Source organism: Mesorhizobium sp. M7A.F.Ca.CA.001.08.2.1 (genome assembly GCF_003998455.1).
Classification (GTDB): Bacteria; Pseudomonadota; Alphaproteobacteria; order Rhizobiales; family Rhizobiaceae; genus Mesorhizobium; species Mesorhizobium ciceri.
The window spans coordinates 1-461 of record NZ_RZPW01001464.1 but is presented as its reverse complement, the minus strand read 5'-3'; the positions used below and the strand labels follow the sequence as shown (position 1 = coordinate 461).

Below are 461 nucleotides of genomic sequence, written 5' to 3'. Positions count from 1 at the left end.
TCCATGACCTTCGTCTCCGGTATCGCCGCCTATCGCCCAGCCGCACGCGGCTCCGTCGTTGCTGCTGTCAACGCAGCGCTCGAAGGCCTCGTGCGGGCGCTGGCGGTCGAGTTGGCGCCGATCCGCGTCAATGCCGTGTCACCCGGCTGGGTCGACACCACGATCTGGGCGCAAGTGGCCGGCGACAGGAAGGACGAGACGTTAGCCGCGATGGCCAAGCGGCTGCCGGTCGGGCGGATTGGCCAACCCGATGATATCGCCGACGCCATCGCCTTTCTGATCGGCAATGGCTTTACCACGGGAACGACGCTACATGTCGAGGGCGGCCACCGCCTGATCTGAACCGCCGCTGCTTCCGTCAGGAGTTTTTTGCAAACAAGGCCTTGGAGCGGTTCGACGATTCAAGTCCTGAACCAGCCTTGGCGGGCTGCAGGGCCGGCACCAGCGTGTCGCGCGCGGCA

The 461-nt window shown here is 65.7% G+C and carries 1 protein-coding gene; it reads left to right on the top strand.

Features of this window, described 5'->3' with window-relative positions; translation table 11 throughout:
- A partial coding sequence (locus EN914_RS38005) for an SDR family oxidoreductase (protein WP_127389804.1) occupies positions 1–342 on the top strand: 342 nt, incomplete at its 5' end.
- Positions 343–461 lie beyond the last annotated feature (119 nt).